The following is a 21,283-nucleotide window of genomic DNA, read 5'->3' on the forward strand; positions in this document are numbered from 1 at the left end:
ACCGACCGCCGGGAACGAACCCGTCTGACCGACCGCCGGGAACGAACCCGTCTGACCGACCGCCGGGAACGAACCCGTCTGACCGACCGCCGGGAACGAACCCGTCTGACCGACCGCCGGGAAGGACGGGAGCCGGGGTTCCTCCACCCGCCAGTACTCGATCGCCGGGGCCTGCGCGACGGGCATGCTCTGCCGTGCCGCGTGCCGTGCCATCAGCTCCTGTGCGGCGGCGAGCTTGCGCCGGGCGGTCTGCTTCTTGACGTGCAGCGAGGACTTCTGCGAGGCGGCCTCCGGAGCGGACCCTGCGGGAAGCGCCGCACGGCCCGCCGCGTCGGCTCCCGGTGCCGGGGCGCGACCGGCCGCCGTCCCGGTCACCGGACCCGCGGTCAGCTCCAGGACGGGGCGCGCGGCCGGCTCCGAAGCCGGACCGGCGGTCAGCTCGCGCATCGGTGCCGCTGTCAACTCGGCGACAGGCCGGACGATCTGCTCCAGCTGATACACCGTCGGAAGCTCTCCCGCGGACCCCTTGGGGCCTTTCGCACCCTCCCTCGGACGGGCACTCTCGCCGCCCCGCCCCGACGGCCTGTCGGCCGGAAGGGTGGCCGGAGCCGAGGGTCCGTACCGGGAGCGTGCCCCGTCGTACAACTGCCGCATCAGATCTTGCTGGGCGGGATCGGAACCCCCGCCCCCCTGACCGGCGCCCCGTCGGCCCGGCCTGCGGGTGGAGTTCGCCGAGGCGCGGGTCCCGTTGAAGTTACCGGTGGCGAGCTCCGCCTGGTCGTAGAGGGACGAGAGCCGTCGGGCGACTTCTTCGCCGCTGGGCGGGGTGCGTTCCGGCGCCATGGAGTGGTGCTCCTTCCGTCGTCCGCCTACCGGGTTAGCTGTCGGGTTCGGGCGGACGATTCCGGAAGGTATGCCCTACGACCCCTGCCCCGTAAGGCAGTTGGGTCGATTCACCCCAAGTTCGGTGGGTCCCCGGCTCCAGCTGCCACGAGGGCAGGCCGGACTCGGCGGAGGCCGCGCCGCCCGGCGAGCTTCGCCGGAGGGAGTCGGGCGGCCTGGTCGCCAACTTAGCCATGTTGTGCACCCGATGTGAAGATCCACGTCCCAGATGTCCGATACATTTTCGTGACCTTCATCGCACCACCTCGCAGCGCAACGGTGAGGACACACGCCGTGCTCGAAACGGCGGCTGAGCACGCCCGTTGGCGCGACGGAATCCCGCCGCCGACCCCGCCCGCACCCAACGCCCGCCCCACCGACCCGGCCGAACCGGTCCTGAACTCCACCCGACCGGCCGACCCACTCGTCCTCCCGACCTGCCGCTCGTGTGCGCCGCCGTCTCAGACCTGTCGGAAGTGTGCACAGAACTGGTGTTCCGTGACATCTCGTTCGACATCCACGGCGCCCGTTGGTCACACTCTGACCGGTTCTGGCCGAGCTGGCCGGATGACCGCTGGGGCCACGTCCCGGCCTTACCTTCGAGGCACGTCAGACCACGAGAGCGAGTCGAGGATCCCCACGTGCACGATGCGCCGATCTATGCCCAACTGATCTCCGAACGCGGCGACATACCGACACTCGTCCGGAGCGAAGCCCGTCGGCTGCAACGCGACTTCGAGTGGATCCTCAGCTGGGATCCGTCGACGGGCGCCCCGCTTCCCGCGTCCGCCGCACGACTGGCGTCCGGGGCCCGCCGCCCCTTCTCCCCCAGCCCTGACCCGGACGCCCGACTGGACTCACCCGGCCACTGACGACGTGCTGGACCCGACCGGTTACGTACGGCCAGTGACGGACAGCCGGCGAGTCGAGCGGCGGGAGTCGACCGAGGGCTTGGCCCGTCCGGCGGTCAGAGAACTCCGGACTCGCCGCCCGGCCGTTCGACGGAGAGCAGGCCGGGCCCGGCGTCGATCCGGGCCACCAGGCCGGCGACCGTCTCACCCGTCGCCCGATGCCAGATCCGCGCGCGTCTGAGCATCGCGTGGTCGCCGCCCTCGACCCGCACGGCGCTCGCGGAGGAACCCGCCTCCGCGGCCCGGCGGACGAGGGCGAACGACTCCGCGGGGTCGGTGACCCGGTCACGGTCGCCGTGCAGCACGATCACGCGCTTGTCCCGGAGGTGGGCGACCGGCTCGCCCTCCGGGCACCAGGGCGCAAGGGCCACGACGGCCCGGACCTGCGGCGCGACCGCGGCACGCAGGGCGGCGCGACCGCCCATCGAGTGGCCCACGAGCACGACCGGCACCTCCCCCACCAGAGCGGCGAGTTCGGCGAGGGCCCGCAGAGCATCGGCGACGGGGTCGGCGTCCGCACCGTTCCATCCTCGGTGGCGGTAGCGCACCTGAGCGACGAACGTGCCCTCGTCCGGCAGAGCCCGCGCCACGGCACGTACAAAGGGCCGCATACGCACGCCCGCGACATTCCACGGTCGCGACGGAGCCTTGCTGTCGACGGTACCCCCGTGCAGGATCAGGACGGCGGCGCGCGTCGGACCCGCGTCCTGGCGGGTCGCGCGACGCGGCACCAGCGCCGCGAGTGAACCGGTGACGTCGGGCAGGGACACATCATCGGCGGGCATCGGCCCAGAGCCTCGCATGAAACCTCCTCACCTTCACGGCGCCTCTCCACGCCCCGCACTCGACGGAGAGGAGGGATCATCCCACCGCCCACTGGATATCCGTAGCGGAAGGAGCGGCGGATTGGCGGCACCTCGCACGCCCCGGCGGTGGCGTGGATCGCCGGCCAGAGGAACGGGACGGAGGGGGACGTCACGACCGGCCTCCATGACCGGCCCTCACTCCGAGTCCTCGGGCCATGCGGGGTGACCGTTGCGCCACGCTTGGTAGAGACGCCACAGGCGCGCGGCCCGCGGGCAACGCCCCGACTCCCGTTGGCACGTGCGGCAACTGCCGACGTGACTGACGTACGCGGCCTCGGGGGCGTCCCGCCCCGGTTGCGGATTCGTCATGGCCCTCGGCACCCGTCGGTGCGACGTGCACGAGCGCATCGTCGCTTCTGATGCCGTACTTCCGGCCCGGGGGCAGCGGCGGATGCACCTGCCGAGGCCCGATTCCCGTCGGCCGTGACCGACTTGCCCCCGCTATCGAGGCGCACCGAGGCACACCGAGGATGGGACGATCCGCTGATCGGACGAGCAGCCCGTTGCTGGATGTCCACCACCGGATGGCAATCACCCGTTGCCCGTCACGAGTCGCGGATCCCCGGTCGCCGACCGCACCCCTGCCGGCGTCAGTCGAGGATGTCGACCTCGTCCTCCACCGTCACAGGGAAGTGCCCGTCGAACTGAGGCCTGCGAACGGTCAGATGGGCCACCTCGTAGTCCATCTCGGTGGCCTCGGGGGGCGGCGGCGGGTGGTAGCGTCCCGCGCACACGGACAGGTTGACGATGAGATAGGCGTGCCAGGCTCTCCCCACTCCGCGCCGGTCGTCGAAGGCGCGGACTCCGTTGACCCACCACACGACGCGGTGGGCGCCGAACTCGACCACGAGGTCGACCCAGGCTCCCGGCTGAATGGACGGGTCCCGGTAGTAGCGGTGTGTGAGGCGTACATGGTTGGAGAGTTCCAACAGGTCGGGATTGTCGGGGTGGTACTCGAAGACGTCGATCTCCTGGCCGCCGTCCCGCCACGTCCAGATGGCCGGCCAGGCGCCGGTCACCGTGGGCAGCCTGACCCGTGTCTCCAGCACGTCTCCCGTGCGGATCATGAAACCGTCAGCGCTGCCCTCCGTGGTGAGGAGGCCCGCGTCCCAGTCACCGTCCGGTCGCCTGGTGGCCCGGAACAGACCTGTCCGGGAGTAGGCGGCGTCCGTCACCAGATGGTCGAGTTTGCCATCGCCCGGATTGACCGGACCGCCGTCGGGATAGGCCCAGGAGTGGCCCGCGACCCATTGACGAGTCGAGGCGAAATCCGCCGTGAAAACGACCTCGGACACGCGGCACTCCTCGATGACGGCGTTTCGCGTACGATCCAGGTTCTCCCCAGGGCACCCGCACCCACACCCGGTTCACCGCGACCCGCCACAAAACAACCCTTCGGGGTGAATCAGCCGCACTCCGGCATACGGGGCGACCTGTGCACCGCCTTACCTGCGCCCCGTCGGGCGCCGACGCGCTTGGCGCGCGGGCGCCCGACCAGGTCCCGTCCGGTTACAGGTACGGGCGGGTGATCAATTCGATCGCGTGGCCGGCGGGGTCCTTGAAATACACCCCTCGACCGCCGTGCTCGTCGTTGATCTCGCCCGAGCGTCGCATCTGGGGATCGGCCCAGTGCTCGACAGCGTGGTCACGGAGCCGCCGGTACGCCCGATCGAACAGGTCGTCGTCGATCAGGAACGCGTAGTGCTGCATCTGGATCTCCACCGGCGGCTCGGCGAACTGCAGCAACACACCATCGGACAGCTGGATGTTGGTGAACGGGCCCCAGGAAGGCGCTTCCGGCAGTTCCAAGAGTTCGCGGAAGAAGCGCGCCGACTCGTGGCGGTCCTTCGAGGCGATGATGGTGTGGTTGAAGGTGACAGTCATTCGGCCTACCTCATTGTTGTTCTGCACGGAAACTCGGACTCGCAGTGCACTTGCACCGGGAGGTCCGCGTGCGGAACCGAGGGGATGCCTTCTCCGCACCCGCCGCGTGATCAGCCCTCCACCGGATGGCCCGTCCGTGTGTGGCGTAGCGCCGGTCCGGTGTTCACGCCGGTGACCCTACTCAATCCAGCCGACCACGACAATGTGCGGCTCAGTGCCCGAGCCACGACCACCGGAACCTGGGGAACCTGGGTACCAGCATCAATGTCAGTGCCGTCCTCTACAGTCGCCGGCGTGACTGAGCCCTCCTATCTCGCCGCGGTCCGGGAGTCGTACGACGCCGTCGCCGCCGACTACGCGCAACTCGTCAAGGCTCCGGCGGAGCTGGACCCGCTCTCACGGGCGATGCTGGCCGTGTTCGCGGAGGAGGTGCGGGCGGCCGACCGCGGGCCGGTCGCCGACCTTGGGTGCGGGCCCGGCAAAGTCACGGCGCATCTGGCGGACCTGGGGGTGCGCCCGTTCGGCATCGACGTGTCCCCGAAGATGGTCGAAGTGGCCCAACAGGCCTACCCGAGCCTGGAGTTCACGGTGGGCTCGATGACCGCACCGCCGATCGGGGACGGCGAGCTCGGCGGTATCCTCGCCTACTACTCCACCCACCACACGCCGCCGGAGTTGCTGCCCGTCGTGTTCGCCGAATTCCATCGCACGCTCGCACCGGGCGGCCGGCTGATGATGGCCGGCTATGTGGGAGACGATGTACACGTGCGTCCGACGCACGCGTTCGGCGGCCATCCGGTGTCCTTCGAGTCCCATCTTCAGCCACCGCATCGCATCGTCTCGCTGTTGGAGCAGGCCGGACTCGTCGTCACCTCTCAACTGCTGCAGGAGCCCGGCGAAGGAGCGAAGAGGACGGTCGCCACGTTCCTGGCGCGGAAACCCGAACGCCCCTTGCCGGTACAGCCGACTGTCCGTCTCGACGAACCGAGTTCCCTCACCGGGTCGGATGATCCGGTTCGCCGCGAGCGGCGGAAAGGACCGCGGCCGGATCATGTGAGCGGCAGACTGGCCGCCATGACGTCAACGGATCACAAGGCCGACCTTCACCGTTACCTGCAGTCGGCTCGTGATGCCCTGCTGTGGAAGCTCGAAGGCCTGTCCGAGTACGACATCCGCCGCCCGCTCACACCGACCGGCACCAACCTCCTCGGCCTGGTCAAGCACGTGGCCTCCATGGAGCTGGGCTACCTCGGCGACACCTTCGGACGACCGTCCGGTGAGCCGCTGCCCTGGCTCGAGAACGGTGCGGAGCCGAACGCTGACATGTGGGTCACGGCCGACGAGTCACGCGAGCAGATCGTCGGGCTCTACCGCCGGGCGTGGGCACACGCGGACGCGACGATCGACGCGCTGGCGCTGGAGACGACCGGCAGGGTGCCCTGGTGGCCCGAGGGGAGCGACGAGGTGACGCTGCATCATGCGGTGGTGCGCGTCATCGCCGATGCGCAGCGGCACGCCGGGCATGCCGACATCGTGCGGGAACTCATCGACGGCGCTGTCGGGATGGACGAGGGCAACGACAGCATGGCGCCGGGTGGCCCGGCTTGGTGGGAGAACTACAGGAACCGGCTGGAGAGCGCGGCTCAGGAAGCCGGCAAAGACGCGTAGCGCCGTGAAGGATCAGCCTCTGGTGAACCCGCCCGCATCCGCACACATGGCCCGAAGGACTCGCACCATGACGAGCACCACCCCTGACCTTCCTGCCGGGGCCGAACTCGGGCAGTTGCGCACCCAGGCCAAGGACTTGCGCCTGGCCGTACGGCACGGCAAGCCCGGAGCCGCCGAACGCGCGGCCAGGGGCGGCCCGGTGGACCCCGGCCGGTTCTCCATACGCGACGCGCAGCAGGTCATCGCCCGCGAACACGGCTTCGCCCGCTGGCAGGACGTGGTCAGCGCCTTCGGTAACCGCCGGCCGCGCGAACGCGACCTGCACCGCTGGTTCGCCGTCGAGCTCAACAACGCGCTCGGTGATCTGCTCTTCGACCTCACCCCGGCCACCCCGCGCGCCGAACAGGACCGCGCCCTCTACCAGGCCTACGCCGCGTGCTACCACTGGCTGGAGGCAGGCACCCCGGCCAATCACGGCCGGGCCGAATACGCCATCGCGCAGACCGCTCTGGCCATCGGCCGCCCCCGGATCGCCGCTCATCACGCCCCGCGCTACGCGGAGTTGATCGCCGAGCACCCCGATGACTTCACCGACTGGGACGTTGCCTTCTCCACCGAGATCCTGGCCCGGACGGCAGCGGCCTCCGGCGCCCCCGAGGCCGCGGAACTCAGGGCCCGCGCCCGGCTCCTCGCCGACCGGATCGCCGACTCCGACGCGCGCGAGGTCGTACGGGACCGCCTGGACCGGGGGCCCTGGTTCGCCCTGGAAGAAGAGTCCGACGCCGCGGGTCCAGCGGGTTCATGACCGTCAGTCCCGGTTCTCCTCCACAGATCGCTCCTCAGGCCCGCGACGAAGAGGCGTCCGGCCAGGTACCGCGCTTCGCGAGTTCGGTCGACGGGGCGCCGGCGCACTTGGTACCTCAGCTTGGGAAGCTTGTGTTTTCTGGAGGCAGAACTTGTTCTGACCTGCGGTGGACCTGGACGCGGTCCCGCGGGGTTGCCGACTTGGTCCCCGCTGTTCCCCGTGGTTCCCCGCGAGATCTGGCACGCTTATGGCACGTTCGTGCAGTGGCTCGCCCGCTGCAGGCCAGGAGCGCGAGTTCTGCCCGTCTCTACGATGCAGGCCATGGGGACTACTGATTCCGCACCGCTCATACACGCTTGTTGGCTCTCATGGCTCGCGGTGGAGTCGGCCGATCAGGCTGAAGTGGTCAAGGCCCTCGGCTTGGCGAATGTACGGGAGACCACCTGGGCCGATGGCGTGGAACTCATCGACGAGGTGGCGCACGACGAGGAGGAGCCGTTCTCCACCGTAGTCGTTACTCCACCCGTGCAAGGGTGGACTCTGGTCGGCGGACCGTACTTGGGCCTGCCCTATCCACGGCAGACGGCGCACATCACTGACCTGTGCCGAGAGCTGAGCGCCCACTTCGGCAAAGCCCAACTCTTCTTCCACAGTGAGCAGAACGACGGGGAAGCGTGGCTGATCGCCGAAGGTGGACGGATCCTCCGGCGTTGGATCAGTGAGTACCCGGCGCTCGCCCTGGGCGAACCGTTCGGTGTCGAGCGGCGGCTCCTCGATGCCTATGGCATCACGGGCAAGCCCGAGGATCTCGACCCCAACAGTGACCTGGCTGGCGACTGGGCAGCAACCTGGGGGGACTGCTGGGCTACGACGGTTGCAGAGGAATGCAGCATCAACCCCACCACAGCCGCCGCGGTTACGGGCAGTCTGCTGGTCGCAGCCGCTCCGTCCTTCGAGTAGCCGCACCGTTTGTCTCGAAGAGGTTGCCGCTGACCACCGCTTTAGGAGTTCGATCTCGCCCCTGCGCGGCCCGCGGTCCAGCTCGTGTGGGTGCCATTGCCGGGTGCTGACTGTCGCGGCTGTTCGTGGTCGTTGATGTCAGCGTTGGATGTCAGCGGAACAGCTGTGGCACAGGGCAGAGCTCCCATGGCTCGTCCGGCCGGTCGGCCCACCGCCACCAGACGTGTCGGTCGGTGCACTTCCACAGCGCCCGGCAGGTCCGTCGGCCATCGTCCTCCCGCTCGGAGAGCACGAGGCCACCAGATCTCATGGGCTGGCTGCACTCAGGGCAGGCAGGAACGTCGTCGCTCATACAACGCACCTTTGCGACGCAACTGCTTCGTCCCGAAGCAACTTGGGAGGGGGCGGTTCCTTGGGGTGGCGTGGCTCTGAGCTGCTGGGCTGGTCCGAGAATGTCCGCGGGCGTCCGCCGTTGTTCGTCGCCGTTGTCACTCAGTTAGACACTCATGTCGAGTCCGGCGTGGTCGTGGTTCCCGGCCGATCTGACATCTGTGGTGCGGCCGCCGCCATGAGCGCCCCACGAACCCCGCGCCGGCTGTGCTCCCTTTCCAGGCCGCTCTCCTCGATTGCCTTCCGAAGCGCGAGCTCGGCCGCTTCACTGGCCTGCTGAAGTCTCGCACCTTCAGCATTGACGTCAGGGCTCCGGTCACTCACCGGCCCCTGCGCACGAACATGCTCGACCACCCTCAACCAAGCGGCATACACACCGATTTGCAGAGCGGCCAAGGCCCATGGAAGGGGAATGTCGACCATGAGCGGAGGCTGGTGCCGCATCAGGCAAGGTTCGCCCCGTTGTGACGTGTCGCTCGGTTGCTGTGCCGGGCGGCACCGAGTTGTTGACCGGACTTCCGCAGGACACGCCGAGCGCCTCCTGACGGAGAGCGTGAACGCTAGCAGGGGCTATTGGCGGCTGAGGGTGCGTGTGATCCCGGCGGCGACGGTCGTAGCGAGAACCCAACCGACGGCGATCAGTAGGTAGGACAGCCACTGGTAAACGCCGGTGGATGTGAAGGCACTCTGCTGACCGAAGTCAATGATCGGCAGCATGAGGTCCAGGGTGTAGATGGGGGCATTGAACTCTGGGCCTTTGCCGTGCTCGGCCGGGAGTGGGTGGTGCATTCCGTACACGACGGAGCCCAGAAGGAGCAGTGCCAGAAGCCAGCCACCGGCACGGGTGGGACGGAAGCCATAGCCCACGGTCGCGTCCTGGAGATAACCCCATAGCCTGGCGTACCAGGGCAGAGTGGCCCGGCGTCGACGCTGCTCAGCGAGTTGGACGGCGCGGGAGTCTGCGTCATCACCGACGCGGCGGTAGGAGGCCGCGAGCTGCTCGTAGCTGTGAGGGACGAAGCCGTCCGCATCACGCTGCAGCAAGGCTAGTCGGTCTGCGGCGGGAAGGCGCGGGGTGAGCGCCTCGTACGTCAGCCCCTCCAGGCGGACCGTGGCCGGCCAGACCTGTGGCGCAGCCTCGATGACCTTGAAGCTGGCGTAATGCATTTTGACGTCGCCGGAGACTGGTTGAGCATCTCGCAGCGTCAGTTGGGTGGCTTCGCAGCTGCTGATGCCCAGTGCGACGCCGCCGGGGTTGCTGAGCCTGGCTTCGATGAAGGAGATCCAGCCTGCGACCTTGGCACCGGTGAGCCTGACCCGGCCCTCGGTTGTGAGGCCACCCGCGTTGAGGACGGTTCCGACGGTGAGTCGCGCGGCGTCGAGGGCATCACCATTCGCGTTCTTGACCTGCGCATCTTCTAGATCGACAGCCCCTTCGACGTGCGCCGTGCTGAGGCGGATCCCACCCAGTGCCACGAGGCCGGGTGCCCATACATCGGCGCCGACAGAGGCATGATCGAGTTGCAGCGCCCATCCGCCACCAGTTCCGATGTGCGCGTGGTCCAGGAAGATCCCGCTGGAGATTTCGGCGTTGCTCAGCTGGACACTTCCTGCTATCCGACAGTTCGTGAGCCGGAGTGCGCCGTCGATGCGAAGGGACGTGGCCGCCAGAGCGGGAAGGCAGGACCCGGTGAGGTCGAGTTGGCGGGCCTGCGTCCCGTCGAGTTCCAAGGAGTGCTGAAAGTGGCAGGAGGTTAGACGGATCGGGTGGCGTATCTCTGCGTGCTGGAGGTCCAGGACCCCGGTGATGCTCGCTCCGGTGATGCGCAGGGCGGGCGCTTCGCCGGGTTCGGATGAACCTCCCAGGAGGAGGGCCCGGATGACCTCAGCCCGAACAGTCCGCTCCGCGCCCTGAATAGTCGCGGGGTCCTCACTCTCGTCTCGGCGCACGTCGATCGCCACACCACGAGGAAACGCCTGCCAGATGCGACGTTCCAGAGGCGTCAGGTCTGTGATGTCCATCCACAGGACCTTATCCGTTGATGCCCTTCGGTCCGGGAGGAGATGGCTCTCTGGTCTCGCAAGCGGCCCCCAGGTTCAGCCCCCTGGTCCGGAGAAGGACGACGAGAACGATCCAGCCACAAGGAGCAGGGCAGCATGATCCGCCGCTACATCTTCTGGCGGAACAAGCACACCGCCGACGAACGGCTACGCGAGGGCGTCGACAGGGCGAACGTTGCCTGATGCGGCACTACTGACTTCAGCTCGTCGGGGTGAAGTCAGTAAAGGGTGTTGGAGTTCCCAGCGGCCGCTGATTCAGTGCCCGTGGTTCCCCGTAGTTCCGCACGACCTGGCACGCGTCTGGCACGCGTCATTCGTCGTCGCACCTCTCCAGAACCAGACTTGCGGACCCCTCTTCGAGTCCGTTGTGCTCCTCGAGGTGGAGATGGGCGCCATCCGGTGTGCCGTCCTGGGCGAGCGTGAGCAGGTGGCCGGCCAGGGTCCTCAGCCCCGCGGCGTTGGCCTCGATCACGATTTCTCCACCCAGGGCGCGTACCTCGATGCGGGCGTCTTCCTCCCACGTGAAGACTCTGGTGATTCCATCAGTCACCGTACTGACGTGAGTGGTCATCGACGGAGCGATCTGGGGTTCGGGGACCATGCCCAAGCATCCCACCCTCATCCAGGCCGGGGCCGTCCGCGGCGATCACCGAAGGTGCACTCTTTCCAACTGCGTTGGTGGGGCTGTGAGCTGAGTGCAGGTGCGTTCACCTGAGTTCATGGACGATGGACGTCTTGGCCTCGCGTTGTATCGGACTCGCAGTCTCGCCTGAACGGCGGTGAACGGGTCTGAATGAGACAGAAACTGGGGAAGCGGGTGCGCAAGGCCTGGCATATCCGCTCCGGACTCCATCGGAGGTCCAGATGCTCCTGGATGAAGGCACGCAGTTGCAGGTTCTGGGCGATCTTCCCCGGCTTGGGGCGGGGGCGCCGGCTGTCGGCCCGGTCCTGGGCCGAGTGCGGGCGGTAGTGCCGGGCTCCGCGCGGGTCGACCGTGCCGTTGCGGCGGATCTCCCGGCTGACCGTGGAGGGGCTGCGGCCCAGCTCGGCGGCGATCTGCCGGATCGTGGTCTTCTCCCGCAGCCGGTCGGCGATATGGATCCGGTCGGCCTCACGGAGGTAGCGGGAAGGACCCGAAGGCGCCACCGCAGGGATCGGCGGCGCCCCGACCGTCCTGCCGGACGGAGCGCGGCCGTTACGCCACCGCTTTCCCGTCCGGGAGTTGATCCCGACGATCCGGCACGCTTCCCCAGGGTGGTTATGCCCTCCGCCTCAAGGGCACACGACCAGTAAGACTCCGCGGAGGTACCGAGATGAGTGCCGGAGAAAAAGCCAAGGCAAAGGCCGAACAGGTCGTCGGAAAGACCGTGCGGAAGGCGGCCCACGCGGTCCACAAAGAAACCCTCGAAGCGAAAGGCACCGCGCTGGAAGCACGGGGCATGATGCGGGGCGCGAAAGAGCGGACCAAGGACTCGTTTAAGAAGTGAAACGGTCATGACATGGTGCCCTCATTGTGTGGCACCGGACCATTCGTAAGGCCATCCAGCGAGCTCGTGGACAGGCGTGCACGGCGTCGGATGCCTTTCCCTCCCCCTTAACCCACCACCCGCCCCAGCTCCCATCCCGCCTGCCGTCGACCCACACACCGTGGAGCGGGCGGAGGCGCCCCGGTCGTCAGTGACCGCGCTCGTTGATGTCAGCTGTAGACGTCAGAGGCCCAGCAGCTCCCGAATTTGGGAATCACTGGGCCTCTGAACCGGTGCCCCCGGCAGGATGGAACCCTCGACACCCTTCGCGAGGTGGAGGATCAGGGCGGCGATGTTCCACGCGTCGTCCTCGCCCCGGTGGTGTCTGCCCTCCAGGGGCAGTCCCGCGAGACGCAGGGCCTGTGCCATACCGGGCCGTTTCCGCAGGCCGTGAGCCGTGGTGAAGACCGCCTTGGCGTTGGTGTGCCGGTGGCCGAAGGGGTACGGGGTCGCCGTGGCGGCGCACTGACGGGTGAACTGATGACGGTCGTAGTCGCCCCAACTCGCCCACGGTCGCTGTCCCGCGCCATGACGTGCGGCCAACTCGCGGCAGGCTTCGGCGAATTCGAGTCCCGCCGCGACCTCGCCCTGGGTCAGCCCGGTCAGTTCCGTGCAGAAGGCGCTGACGGTCGACCGTACGGGCCGGACCAGAAGGCGGTGCTTCTCCACCCGTACGCCCCGGTCCAGGTCGACGACGGTCAGACCGATCTCGATGATCTCGCTCACGGCTCCGGCCGGAGGCGGGCCTTCCCAGCAGGTCGCCTCGACATCGACGACGTTCAGCAGTCCCCCGGCACTGTTCATACGGGTGAGCGTATGAGGCCGCGCGTTGCCGAGTCATCGGGTTTTCCATCAATCCCGTTCGGCCCGGCGGTAGTTGGGCCGATGGGTCACGGGCGTGGCCAGGGGCGTCCGCCGATGCGCTCGATGTCGGTGTTGAAGCGCCGCAGATAGGAGGCGAAGGCGGCGATGTCCGTCTCCGGCCAGTCGGCCATGACACGGTCCAGGGAGCTGATGAGCCCCTGCCGCTCCTCGTCGAGGAGCCGCGCCCCCTCGTCCGTGATGCGGAACTTCCGGGCCATGCCGCCGTCGGGGTCGGGGATGCGTTCGACGAGCCCGGCACGCTTCGCCGCGGCGGTCTGCCGGTTGAGAGTGGAGGCGTCGAGCCCGAAGGCGTCGCTCAGTTCGCCGATCGACATCGGCCCCTGCACCCGGATGCGGCTGAGCAGGATGTAGGCGCTGCGCTCCAGGACGCCGTCCTTGGTCCGGCCGCCTCTGTGGTTCATCAGTCCGTGGCGGCTGAGCAGCATCTGCTCGTACTCGACCTCGTGTGTGGGCCTGACCATCCGCCTGCCGCCTCCCGCTGTCACCTGAGCCGCGCGTCCCGCGCATTTCGGTGCGGCCCGGCTCCATGGTCCCACACCTGCGTGCACGAGCCACATCACATGCACGAGCCACATCACATGCGTGATACATACGGCATGTACGATGCACATCACTTTCCCCGCAGACAGACCCGAGGAGTCCCTCATGGACGCCCCCCAGCCCACCGCCCGAGCAAGCGGCGTGGTCGCCACGCTCGCCTTCGCCGGCACCGTGGCGGCGATCATGCAGACGCTGGTCACACCGCTCATCGCCGAGCTGCCCCAGATCCTGCACACCACGCCCGCGAACTCCGCCTGGGTCATCACCGTCACCCTGCTGGTCGCGGCCGTCTGCGTTCCGGTCTCCGGCCGGCTGGGCGACCTGGTGGGCAAGCGGCGGATGCTGCTCGCCTGCTCCGTCCCGCTCATGGCGGGCTCGGTCGTCTGCGCGCTCTCCTCGTCCGTCGTCCCGATGATCGTCGGTCGAGGCCTCCAGGGAATGGGCATGGGCATCGTGCCGCTGGGCATCGCCCTGCTGCGCGACGTGGTGCCGGCGGAGAAGCTGAGCTCCTCCATCGCGCTGGTCAGCGCCTCCATGGGCATCGGAGGCGGCCTCGGCCTGCCCATCGCCGCCGCGGTCGCCCAGTACACGAACTGGCGCGTCCTGTTCTGGGGCTCCGCCGTGCTCGCCCTGGCGATCGGAACGCTGATCTGGTTCCTCGTCCCGGACGTGCCGGCCAGCGCGAAGGGTCAGCGCTTCGACGCGCTCGGCGCGCTCGGGCTCGGCGCCGGCCTGGTCTGCCTGCTCCTCGGCGTCTCCAAGGGCGCCGACTGGGGCTGGGGTTCCGCGACGACGCTCGGACTGTTCGTCGCCGCCGTCGTGGTCCTGATCGCCTGGGGCGCCTGGGAGCTGCGCACCACGGACCCCCTGGTCGACCTGCGCACCACCGCCCGCCCCCGGGTCCTGCTCACCAACATCGCCTCGATCTTCGTCGGCTTCGGCATGTACGCGAGCATGCTGATCATCCCGCAGCTGCTCCAGTTCCCCGAGGCCACCGGCTACGGCCTGGGCCAGTCGATGCTCGCCGCGGGTCTGTGGATGGCACCCGGCGGCATCATGATGATGATCGTCTCCCCGTTCGGCGGGAAACTGACGGACGCCCGCGGCCCGAAGTTCACGCTGGTCTGCGGTGTCCTCGTCGTCGCCCTCGGCTACGGGCTGTCGCTGGTCCTCATGGGCTCGGCCTGGGGACTCATGCTGACCCTCATGGTCACCAGCAGCGGTATCGGCCTCGCCTACGGTTCGATGCCGGCCCTGATCATGAGCTCGGTCCCGCTTTCCGAGACCGCCGCGGCCAACGGCTTCAACACGCTGATGCGCTCCCTGGGCACCTCGATCGGCTCGGCCGTCGTCGGCGTCATCCTCGCCCACATGACGACCAGCGCGGCCGGCTACACCTTCACCTCCGAGAGCGGTTTCCGCACCGGGCTCATCGTCGGTGGATGTGTCGCCCTGGTGGCAGCGGCCATCGCGGCCGTGATCCCGGCGGCCCGCGCCGCCCTCGGCGGCGACCCGACCGACCCCGCCGCCACCCCGGAGACGGCTTCGGCCGCACGCTGAGGTTCGAGTCACGGGAGCGCGGCGGTTCCGGCGGCCGACGGCCGACGGGACCGCCGCGCTCTGCCGTGACGCACCGGATCCGGGCCGACCGTCGCACCCCGGAACCGGGGCACGCGTCACATGCCGGGCGCCCCGGACGGCCACCCCCTCGCACCCGCGCGGCTACGGACGCCCGGAGCCTCCCGGCCCGGTCACGTCCACGTCCACGTCCACGTTCACCGGCCGTGCGGCGTGCGACGGCTTCTCCACCACCGTCGACCTGCCCAGGTAGGTGAGCGGGCCCGGGTCGTCGACGGGAATCTCGTGGAAGCCGAGACGGTCGTAGAACGCCCGCGCGGGCCTGTTGGCGGTGACCATGCCCAGGTGGACGGCGAGCACCCCACGGTCGCGCAGCGCGGTCAGGAAGGTGTTCATCAACGCCCTTCCGTGGCCGCGCCGCTGGAAGTCCGGCAACAGGTCGATGTGCAAGTGCGCCGGATAGGCGCCGAGCTCGGGCAGGATCATGCGCTCGGGGGTGTGCAGCAGCCCGACCATCTCCTCACCGGGCGTGCGGGGCCGCGTCGTGAGGGCGGGATAGCGGTGGGCGACACGCGGGATCCAGGTGTCGCGGAACCGCGCGACGAACTCCGCGGTGTCCCCGGTACCGATCACGTAGCCGACCGCCCGACCGCTCCCGTCGTCCAGGACGAAGGCCAGCTCGGGCTCCAGATGGCAGTAGGGCTCGGCGAAGATCGTCGGCATCAACTCCTCGTCGGGATACCGGGCACGCGAATCCCCTCCCTCGTCCGCGGTGCTCACACAGACGTCGGCGACGGCGGCACGGTCGGCGGACCGGTAGCCGCGAATGATCGGCAATGGGCTCATGTGCGGCATCCTGACGATTTGGGAGCGCTCCCACAAGGGCATCGCGGAAATCGCCCCGAGGTCACCGGGCCACCTGTCACCCGCCGGGGCGAAGTGGGAGGCCCCTTGCGCGGCCGCCCCGGGCGGCCTGGGCCGGCCGACGGTGAACCGTGCTCTCCTGACCGGCAGGTAACCCTCGGCGAGTGGCCGCCCGATCCGCGTGCCGATCCGCGTGTCTTCGATTCCGGGCGGGGAGACGCGGCGCGGGGCGCCGCACGGTGCCATGCTGGAGTTCCGGATCATGACGGCAGGAGCGGGGAAAAGTGGCGGCGTGAGGACAGTGGCACGGCCGAGTCGGGCGGGCATCTGGAACCGGTTCTCGGCATCCGATCCAGGTCTGCTGCGGCTCATGGCCGGACTGCGGACCGTCGTCGCCGTCGCCCTCGCGCTCGCCGTTCTGGGCCTGCGCGGAGCCGATGTCGCCCAGATGGTGCCCGGCGCCACGACCGCCATGGTCGCGACGTTCGCCATCAAGGAGAAGCGGCGCCGCGAGCAGGCCCGCACGTTGGCGCTGGGTCTTCCCGTGGCGGTCCTGGCCATGACACTGGGCGCGCTGCTGAGCAGCCATGTGGTCGCGGGCGACGTGTGTTTCATCGCGCTCATCTTCGTCGCGGTCTACTGCCGACGGTACGGCGACCGCGGTACCGCGCTCGGACTGATCGGCTTCCAGATCTACTTCATCTCCCTGTTCCTCGGAGCCGGCCGCGCCGAGCTTCCCGGGCTGTACGCCACCCTCGCCATCGCCTTCGCCTGCAGCGCGGTGGCCCGCTTCGTCCTCGTCGCAGAAACGCCCGAGCGCGTCCTGAAGCGGCTGCGCAAGGCGTTCCGGGCCCGCGTGGCCCAGTTGGTGTCCGCCCAGATCCACCTGCTCGACGCCGCTCCCGACGGGGTCGAGGAGGCCCTGGACGACGTCCGACTGCACACCGCGCGGCTGCACGCGAGCGCGATGATGATCCAGAACCGCCTGGAGGAGGGGACCAGCGACAGCACTGCTGCCTCGCTGCTCCAGCGGCGGATCGCGGATGCCGAGATCGCCGCCGAGCGGCTCGGCCTGCTCATCCTCACGGCGCGCAGCGCCGAAAGCGCCGACACGCTCGCCCTGCACCTGCCGCACGCGCCCTTGCCCGCGCCCGGTGACCGGCTCCAGGCGCAGGACGAGACGACCGCCATCCTGCACCGTGATCTCGACGCGCTGCGGCTGCTGGTCACCCGCCCGTCCTCCGCCGGGGACGGCGCAGGGGTGGCACAACTGCGCAACCGGCTGCTCGGCTACCGGGACGAGGAGAACCTGCCCCGTGGCCCGGCTGCCGTGCAGGATGTCTTCCGCGGCATCGGAGAGACGGCCCGCGCCGCCCTCGGGCTGCGGCTGGCGCTCGACGGACCCGAGGACGAGTCCGACGACTCCCCCGAGACGACCCGTTCCCGCGAGGAGCTGGACGCCGAGGACGTCGCCATCGTCGCCGAGGTGGAGCAGGACGAGCCGCACCCCAGGGGGCTGGACCGACCCACGACCCGGGCGGCGGTGCAGGTCTCTGTCGGTTCGGCGCTGGCCATCGTCGGCGGCGAGCTGCTCTTCCCGCAGCGGTGGTACTGGGCGGTGCTGACCTGCTGGGTCGTCTTCCTGAACACGTCCTCGACCGGGGAGATCCTGGTCAAGGGATATCGCCGGCTGCTGGGCACGGTCCTCGGCGTCATCGCGGGTGTCGCCCTGGCGGGTGTGGTGGGCGACCACACATGGACCGCGTTCGCGCTGGTACTGCTGTTCATCTTCGCCATGTACTTCACCGGCCCGGTGTCGTACGCCCTGCAGTCCTTCTTCGTCACCGCGATGCTGGGACTGCTGTACACCGTGCTCAACACGTACAGTTCGGCGGTGCTCGTCCTGCGGATCCAGGAGACGGCGCTCGGGGCGGTCTGCGGGGTGATCGCGGCCGCGCTGGTGCTGCCGGTGCCCACCGACCGCCGTACGGACGAGCTCCTCGCCACCGTGCTCACCCGGCTCGGGGAGGTCAGCGGTGCGGCGGTGGAGCAGCTGAGCGGCGGGATCGTCCTCGACCTGCTGGACAAGGCCCGCGATCTCGACGCGGCGCTCGACGATCTGCGGTCCTCCACCAAGCCGTTGACCCACCCGATCACTCCGTGGCGGGCTCGGCGTCAGACCGCCCGTTACATCGTCGCCCTGCTGGAGACGTGCGCCTATCACGCGCGGTCACTGGCGGCGACGGCCGAACTTGTTCCCTCCAGTACGACGGTCGCCGCGGACCCCCGGCTCAAGCTGGCGGGCCGCCGGATCAGCCAGAACATCGAGGTCCTCGTCGCACGGGTCGAGGACGACGCCGGCGACGGCGTCGCGGAGACCGGTGCGAGCCTCGCCGCGATGCTGGAGCCGCAGACGCCGGATTCGCCCCGTCACGACCGCGTCACGGGCCGGGTCCTGCGGCATCTGGAGCGCCTGGACGAAGGGGTGATCGGCCTGGCCCGCCCGCTGGGGGTGCCGGTCTCCACGCCCGGCGAGAAGGCGTCCCGGAGCGTGGCGAGGTAGCCGCGGCGAGGAACGCGCTCAGCCCACGTTCCAAAGGAACCGGTGCGTGTGGATCCCGAAGTAGGGGAACGACTGCACCTGCCGGACGCCCTCGATCTGCCGTACGACGTCGTTGACGAAGTCCAGCAGATCCCTCGGTACCGGGCAGACGACCTCGGCGAACAGGTCGAAGCCCCCCGAGGTCAGCACCGAGTAGACGACCTCGGCCCGTTCGGCCAGCGCGTCGGCGACGGCTCGCGGATCGCCGTCCACGGCGATGCCGAGCAGTGCCATCGCCTGGCCGCCCATGCCCATCGGGTCGGTGACCCCGACGACCTGGACCGCCTGCGAGTCGAGCAGGCGTTGCAGGCGCTGACGGGCCGCCGACGCGGACAGCCCGACCTTGGGGCCGAGTTCGGCATAGGCGATACGGCCGTCGATCTGCAGTTCGCGCAGGATGGCCCGGTCGATCTCGTCCACGCTGTTCCTCTCCGGCTGACCCGGCCCCCAGGTTAACGGCGCCGTTCAGCCGACCAGTTCGGCCAGGGCGGCGGCGAAGACGTCCGTGTGCCGGTCCACGTCCCGCTCGGTGGTCGCCGGGCACATGAGCGCCATGTTGTGGAACGGGGTCAGCAGGATGCCCCGGTTGGCGAGGTACAGGTGGAGGAAGTCCTCCAGCTCGGTGTCGGCCGCCGCCGCCGATTCCGTTCCGGTGCGCGGCGCGGGGTGGGCGAACCGGTATTCCGTACGGGCTCCGAGCCGGCTCACCGACCACGGCAGGGCCCACTCCTCGATGCCCGCCCGCACCCCGGCCTCGAAGCGTTCGGAGAGCTTCGCCATCGTGTCGAACGCCGCGTCGGTGAGGACGTGTTCCAGCGTGGCCCGCATCGCGGCCACGGAGAGGGCGTTTCCGGCGAGGGTGCCGCCCACGCCTCCCATGTCGACCAGGTCCAGGTCGGCGCGGCCGAGCAGTCGGTCGGCGAGTTCGGCGGACAGCCCGTAGGCGCCCGCCGGGATCCCCCCGCCGATCGCCTTGCCGATCGTGAGCAGGTCCGGCTCCAGCCCCCAGGCGGCGGTGCAGCCCCCGGGGCCGGCGGAGAAGGTGTGCGTCTCGTCGTTGATGAGGAGAGTCCCGTACGCGCGCGTGAGGGCGCGGACGCCTTCCAGGTAGCCCGGCTCGGGCAGCACGATGCCGATGTTGGTGAGCGCGGGTTCCATGAGGACGGCGGCGACGTCGCCGTGGGCGAGCTCGCGCTCCAGCTGCGCCAGGTCGTTGAACTCGGCGACGCGGCTGGTGAGGGTGACGTCGCAGGGGGCACCGACGTTTCCGGGGCGGGCCGTGCCCCGTCCGTCGGGGCCGACCACGATCAGCGACTCGTCGACACTGCCGTGGTAGCTGTAGCTGTTCACCAGGATCTTCGGACGGCCGGTGACCGCCCGGGCCAGCCGGATGGACCAGCGGTTGGCGTCGGTCGCGGTGAGCGAGAAGCTCCAGCGCGCGAGCCCGAAGCGCCGGGTCAGTTCGGCGCCCACCCACTCCGCGTCCTCGGTGGGGAGCATCGCGGTGGCGCCGCCGCTCTCGGCGAACCGGGTCCGCACCGCCTCGGCCACCACCTCCGGGGAGTGACCGGCCATCGCGCCCGTGTCGCCGAGGCAGAAGTCGATGTAGTCGTGTCCGTCGATGTCGGTGACGCGGGCACCCCTCGCGGTGTCCAGATAACGCGGGAAAGCCCCCGCGGTCTTGTTCATCCAGGTCATCGGGACCCTGCCGAAGAGATGGTCGGCACGCTCGTAGGCGGCCCTGGACCGCGGGTTGCGCCGCTCGGCCTCGGCACTCTCACGAGCCAGGAGCTGCTGCAGGCGGGTGCGGTCCATCGAGGACTCCTCAGTCGGTGAACACAGACGGTGAGCTCGGTGACTGAGCTCAGTGGTTGAGCTCAGTGGTTGAGCTCACTCGGCGAGCGGATTCAGCAAGAGTACGAATGTATGAGCCGTGCGAGCAAGACCAGACGATCGATTCCACTGCACCGACAAATGATTCCGCTGCGACGACACCCGATTCGACAGTCACCTCTCGATCCGAGCACGCCCTAGATGCATCACAACCGGTCGGAATGAGTCAACCAGGGATCGCCTTCGTATCTCTGGATCAGCGCGGCGTCGCCATCCGAATCAGCGCGCAGTCGCCGACGGGCGGCCGGTGACAGGAGTCGTCAAGGAGCGGGGCATGGCAGGGACAACGGGGGAATCGACTTGTGAGGGACGGAGCCGGACGGAAGTCCTCGCGTCGGGTGAAGGGGCCGTGTTCGTCGACGAGAGCGGGCGGCGCCGTTCCTGGCTGCGCACCATGGGCTGGGTCGTCGCGGTCTCCTGCGTCTGCTTCGCCACGGCCCTCGCTGCCCTGGTGAGCGGAAGCGACTCGGCCGCGCCGTGGCTGCCCCTGCCGAACGGGGCTCGGAAGGCGCACAGGGACACCTCGGCGGCCGACGCCGCATCGCGTGTCGAAGTGCGGCCCACGGGCACCCCGTCCCCGTCGGCCGTGGGGCGTGAAGGCGCGTTCACGCGTCCGCCCGGGCTGCCCGCCGGGCAGGTGACCCCGCCGACGGACGACCCGGCCGCCGGCCAACGGGTCGGCGCCGCGGCCGATCAGCGGCCGCCTCGCCACGGCGCGAGCGCGACCCCCTCGCCCTCGGCCGTCTCGCCGAGTGCGAAGCCCCGTGCGACACCTCCGCGCGTCGCACCCGCCACCCCGGCCGGTGAGGCGTCCGGCTCCCCGTCCCCTGCCCCGAGCGGGACGCCCGGGGAGGCCACGCAGTCACCGACCCCGGACCCGAGCGGCGCGGCGACCGCCGGACCGGCCTCGGCCGCGGACCTGCTCGTACGCGTACGGGTCGCGGGGCTGCCGGCTTTCGGATGACCGA

The 21,283-nt window shown here is 69.5% G+C and carries 18 protein-coding genes, 4 pseudogenes and 1 riboswitch; of the genes and pseudogenes, 10 read left to right on the plus strand and 12 right to left on the minus strand.

The window, feature by feature from the left end; genetic code table 11:
• A pseudogene (locus ACFYW8_RS24350) lies at positions 1-843 on the minus strand (hypothetical protein); the annotation flags it as partial.
• 7 nt (positions 844-850) lie between these two features.
• A riboswitch (cyclic di-AMP (ydaO/yuaA leader) is annotated at positions 851-1,023 on the minus strand.
• A 500-nt stretch (positions 1,024-1,523) separates the two neighbouring features.
• On the opposite strand from ACFYW8_RS24350, the gene ACFYW8_RS24355 reads away from it, so the two are divergent.
• Positions 1,524-1,754 (plus strand): hypothetical protein, encoded by a 231-nt coding sequence (locus ACFYW8_RS24355; protein WP_389079806.1) that lies wholly within the window; start codon positions 1,524-1,526, stop codon positions 1,752-1,754.
• A 95-nt stretch (positions 1,755-1,849) separates the two neighbouring features.
• On the opposite strand, the gene ACFYW8_RS24360 is transcribed toward ACFYW8_RS24355, so the two are convergent.
• The 3 genes from ACFYW8_RS24360 to ACFYW8_RS24370 all read right to left on the minus strand — a co-directional run bounded on the left by ACFYW8_RS24360 (position 1,850) and on the right by ACFYW8_RS24370 (position 4,543).
• Positions 1,850-2,596, minus strand: coding sequence for an alpha/beta hydrolase (locus tag ACFYW8_RS24360; RefSeq protein ID WP_389079809.1), 747 nt, complete (start codon positions 2,594-2,596; stop codon positions 1,850-1,852).
• A 653-nt stretch (positions 2,597-3,249) separates the two neighbouring features.
• On the minus strand, positions 3,250-3,954 hold the full coding sequence (locus tag ACFYW8_RS24365) for a beta-glucanase (protein WP_365877025.1): 705 nt from the start codon (positions 3,952-3,954) through the stop codon (positions 3,250-3,252).
• 214 nt (positions 3,955-4,168) lie between these two features.
• Positions 4,169-4,543: a VOC family protein gene (locus ACFYW8_RS24370; RefSeq protein ID WP_365877023.1), complete on the minus strand. Its 375-nt coding sequence runs from the start codon at positions 4,541-4,543 to the stop codon at positions 4,169-4,171.
• Positions 4,544-4,837: 294 nt separating this feature from the next.
• Here ACFYW8_RS24370 and ACFYW8_RS24375 point away from each other — a divergent pair.
• From ACFYW8_RS24375 to ACFYW8_RS24390, 4 genes and pseudogenes are all read left to right on the plus strand, one after another.
• Positions 4,838-5,494, plus strand: a pseudogene (locus tag ACFYW8_RS24375) (class I SAM-dependent methyltransferase); the annotation flags it as partial.
• Between the two features lie 123 nt (positions 5,495-5,617).
• Positions 5,618-6,211, plus strand: coding sequence for a DinB family protein (locus ACFYW8_RS24380; RefSeq protein ID WP_389080082.1), 594 nt, complete (start codon positions 5,618-5,620; stop codon positions 6,209-6,211).
• A gap of 67 nt (positions 6,212-6,278) precedes the next feature.
• Positions 6,279-7,016, plus strand: coding sequence for a hypothetical protein (locus tag ACFYW8_RS24385; RefSeq protein WP_389079814.1), 738 nt, complete (start codon positions 6,279-6,281; stop codon positions 7,014-7,016).
• Between the two features lie 321 nt (positions 7,017-7,337).
• Positions 7,338-7,976 (plus strand): hypothetical protein, encoded by a 639-nt coding sequence (locus ACFYW8_RS24390; protein WP_389079816.1) that lies wholly within the window; start codon positions 7,338-7,340, stop codon positions 7,974-7,976.
• A gap of 960 nt (positions 7,977-8,936) precedes the next feature.
• Here ACFYW8_RS24390 and ACFYW8_RS24395 read toward each other — a convergent pair.
• Positions 8,937-10,388: a membrane-associated oxidoreductase gene (locus ACFYW8_RS24395; protein ID WP_389079819.1), complete on the minus strand. Its 1,452-nt coding sequence runs from the start codon at positions 10,386-10,388 to the stop codon at positions 8,937-8,939.
• 105 nt (positions 10,389-10,493) lie between these two features.
• Here ACFYW8_RS24395 and ACFYW8_RS24400 point away from each other — a divergent pair.
• A pseudogene (locus ACFYW8_RS24400) lies at positions 10,494-10,610 on the plus strand (transposase); the annotation flags it as partial.
• Between the two features lie 127 nt (positions 10,611-10,737).
• Here the strand turns inward: ACFYW8_RS24400 and ACFYW8_RS24405 are convergent.
• Positions 10,738-10,977 (minus strand): hypothetical protein, encoded by a 240-nt coding sequence (locus ACFYW8_RS24405; protein ID WP_389079822.1) that lies wholly within the window; start codon positions 10,975-10,977, stop codon positions 10,738-10,740.
• Between the two features lie 257 nt (positions 10,978-11,234).
• Positions 11,235-11,675: pseudogene (locus tag ACFYW8_RS24410) on the minus strand (transposase); the annotation flags it as partial.
• A 65-nt stretch (positions 11,676-11,740) separates the two neighbouring features.
• On the opposite strand from ACFYW8_RS24410, the gene ACFYW8_RS24415 reads away from it, so the two are divergent.
• Positions 11,741-11,914 carry a hypothetical protein gene (locus tag ACFYW8_RS24415; RefSeq protein WP_389079825.1) on the plus strand — a complete coding sequence of 58 codons (174 nt, stop codon included), beginning with the start codon at positions 11,741-11,743 and terminating at the stop codon, positions 11,912-11,914.
• 222 nt (positions 11,915-12,136) lie between these two features.
• On the opposite strand, the gene ACFYW8_RS24420 is transcribed toward ACFYW8_RS24415, so the two are convergent.
• Positions 12,137-12,757: an exonuclease domain-containing protein gene (locus ACFYW8_RS24420; RefSeq protein ID WP_389079828.1), complete on the minus strand. Its 621-nt coding sequence runs from the start codon at positions 12,755-12,757 to the stop codon at positions 12,137-12,139.
• A gap of 86 nt (positions 12,758-12,843) precedes the next feature.
• Positions 12,844-13,299 carry a MarR family winged helix-turn-helix transcriptional regulator gene (locus ACFYW8_RS24425; protein ID WP_261705405.1) on the minus strand — a complete coding sequence of 152 codons (456 nt, stop codon included), beginning with the start codon at positions 13,297-13,299 and terminating at the stop codon, positions 12,844-12,846.
• A gap of 184 nt (positions 13,300-13,483) precedes the next feature.
• On the opposite strand from ACFYW8_RS24425, the gene ACFYW8_RS24430 reads away from it, so the two are divergent.
• Positions 13,484-14,938, plus strand: a complete 1,455-nt coding sequence (locus ACFYW8_RS24430; protein WP_389079831.1) for an MFS transporter — start codon at positions 13,484-13,486, stop codon at positions 14,936-14,938.
• 162 nt (positions 14,939-15,100) lie between these two features.
• On the opposite strand, the gene ACFYW8_RS24435 is transcribed toward ACFYW8_RS24430, so the two are convergent.
• Positions 15,101-15,802 (minus strand): GNAT family N-acetyltransferase, encoded by a 702-nt coding sequence (locus ACFYW8_RS24435; protein ID WP_389079833.1) that lies wholly within the window; start codon positions 15,800-15,802, stop codon positions 15,101-15,103.
• A gap of 310 nt (positions 15,803-16,112) precedes the next feature.
• Between ACFYW8_RS24435 and ACFYW8_RS24440 the strand changes: the two genes are divergently transcribed.
• The gene (locus tag ACFYW8_RS24440) at positions 16,113-18,383 is read left to right on the plus strand and encodes an FUSC family protein (protein ID WP_389079836.1); all 2,271 of its coding nucleotides are present in this window, start codon (positions 16,113-16,115) and stop codon (positions 18,381-18,383) included.
• 18 nt (positions 18,384-18,401) lie between these two features.
• Here the strand turns inward: ACFYW8_RS24440 and ACFYW8_RS24445 are convergent, their stop codons facing one another.
• On the minus strand, positions 18,402-18,842 hold the full coding sequence (locus ACFYW8_RS24445) for an Lrp/AsnC family transcriptional regulator (RefSeq protein ID WP_261705409.1): 441 nt from the start codon (positions 18,840-18,842) through the stop codon (positions 18,402-18,404).
• Between the two features lie 45 nt (positions 18,843-18,887).
• Entirely contained in the window at positions 18,888-20,237 is a 1,350-nt protein-coding gene (locus ACFYW8_RS24450; protein WP_365876994.1) for a transaminase, read from the minus strand.
• Between the two features lie 427 nt (positions 20,238-20,664).
• On the opposite strand from ACFYW8_RS24450, the gene ACFYW8_RS24455 reads away from it, so the two are divergent.
• A complete protein-coding gene (locus ACFYW8_RS24455) occupies positions 20,665-21,279 on the plus strand; it encodes a hypothetical protein (RefSeq protein WP_389079842.1) in 615 nt (204 codons plus the stop codon).
• The last annotated feature ends 4 nt before the right edge of the window (positions 21,280-21,283 follow it).

It is taken from the genome of Streptomyces sp. NPDC002742, assembly GCF_042888885.1.
GTDB lineage: Bacteria > Actinomycetota > Actinomycetes > Streptomycetales > Streptomycetaceae > Streptomyces.